Source organism: Roseateles sp. P5_E11, from assembly GCF_054049355.1.
On sequence record NZ_JBFUMO010000870.1, the window covers coordinates 1 to 1,733 of the forward strand.

2 protein-coding genes are annotated in these 1,733 nt (G+C 68.1%); one reads left to right on the forward strand and one right to left on the reverse strand.

Features of this window, described 5'->3' with window-relative positions; all coding sequences use genetic code 11:
* A partial coding sequence (locus tag ACXJKR_RS31590) for an SAM-dependent methyltransferase (RefSeq protein WP_457326215.1) occupies positions 1-449 on the forward strand: 449 nt, incomplete at its 5' end.
* Here ACXJKR_RS31590 and ACXJKR_RS31595 read toward each other — a convergent pair.
* The coding region (locus tag ACXJKR_RS31595) for a DEAD/DEAH box helicase (protein ID WP_457326216.1) at positions 446-1,733 on the reverse strand (1,288 nt) is incomplete at its 5' end. The genes ACXJKR_RS31590 and ACXJKR_RS31595 overlap by 4 nt on opposite strands.

Below are 1,733 nucleotides of genomic sequence, written 5' to 3' on the forward strand. Positions count from 1 at the left end.
GCTTGATCTCGGAAGCGGGCCTGCCCGCCGTGGCTGACCCAGGCGCCCGCCTGGTCGCGCTGGCCCATGAGGCCGGCATCGAGGTGGTGGCGCTTTCCGGACCGAGTTCGCTGCTGCTCGCCCTGGCCGCCAGCGGGCTCAACGGCCAGAGCTTCGCGTTTGTCGGCTATCTGCCGGTGGACGCCGCACCTCGTACGGCACGCATCCGCGAGCTGGAGGCCTTGTCGGCCAAGGCCCAGCAGACCCAGTTGCTGATCGAGACGCCCTACCGCAACGAGGCGCTGCGCCAGGCGCTGCTGGCAGCGCTGAAGCCCGGCACGCGGCTGTCGATCAGCGTCGGCCTGACGCTGCCAGGCGGCTGGACGCAGACCGCCACCGTGGCGGATTGGCGGTCCAACGGCACCAAGGTACCCGACCGCATCCCGGCCGTGTTTTCAATCCTGGCTTAGGACTCGACCGGCGCCGGCGCGGGCTTGGCACCGAACAACGCGGCCACTTGCTTCTTGGGCTTGATGTAGCTGGACAGGCCCTTGCCTGCGCCAGCCGGCGCCGCTGCAGCCTTGGTTTTTTCCCAGGCTGGTGCCTCACCGGCAGCGCTGGCCTCGTAGGGCTTGTCGAAGAAGGGATCCTTGGGCGGGGAAGGCGGGCGATAGGTGGGCCGCACGGCGGGACGGGCCTCGAAAGAAGCTTCTCCTCGCTCCTCGCGCGGGCGCTCGAAACGCGGCGGGCGGCTGTCCTGCAGCTCGAAGGGGTCGAGGTCGATCTTGCGCTTGAGCAGCTTCTCGATGTCGGCCACCAGGCGCGCGTCAGACTTGGTGACCAGCGTGACTGCCAGGCCCGAAGCCCCCGCGCGGCCCGTGCGGCCGATGCGGTGGACGTAGTCCTCGGCATTGAAGGGCACGTCGAAATTGAAGACCGCCGGCAGGTCGGCAATGTCCAGGCCGCGCGCAGCCACGTCCGTGGCGACGAGCAGGTCCACTTCGCCGCGCTTGAAGGCGTCGAGCGACTTCAGGCGCTCATCCTGCGATTTGTCGCCATGCAGGGCGGCCGTGCGCAGGCCGTCGCGCTCGAAGGAGCGCGCCAGACGGGCCACACCCAGCTTGGAGTTGCCGAAGACGATGGCCTGGCGGATGGAGCGCTCCTTCAGGATCTGCTTCACTGCGGCACGCTTGTCGTCATCGGTGACGCTGATGAAGCGCTGCTCGACGGTCGAGGCCGCCTGATTGGGGCGGGCCGTCTCGACCAGGATGGGGTCCTGCAGATAGCTCTGGGCCAGACGCTTGATTTCGGGCGAGAAGGTGGCCGAGAACAGCAGCGTCTGGCGCGCCTTGGGCAGGTAGCTGAGGATGCGCTGCAGKTCGGGCAGAAAGCCGATGTCCAGCATGCGGTCGGCTTCGTCGAGCACGACGTACTCGACCTGGTTGAGCACACAGTTCTTCGCTTCGATGTGGTCCAGCAGGCGGCCCGGCGTGGCGATCAGCACCTCGACGCCGGCCTTGAGCGCGGCCGTCTGCGGCTTCATGTCGATGCCGCCGAAGACGACGACCGAGCGCAGATGCGTGTGCTTGGCGTACTTCTTGACGTTCTCTGCCACCTGGTCAGCCAGCTCACGCGTGGGCGCCAGCACCAGGGCGCGCACCGGGTGGCGGGCCGGCGAGACACTCGGGTTCTCGTKCTTGAGCATGCGCTGCAGCAAGGGGATGGAGAATGCCGCCGTCTTGCCCGTGCCGGTC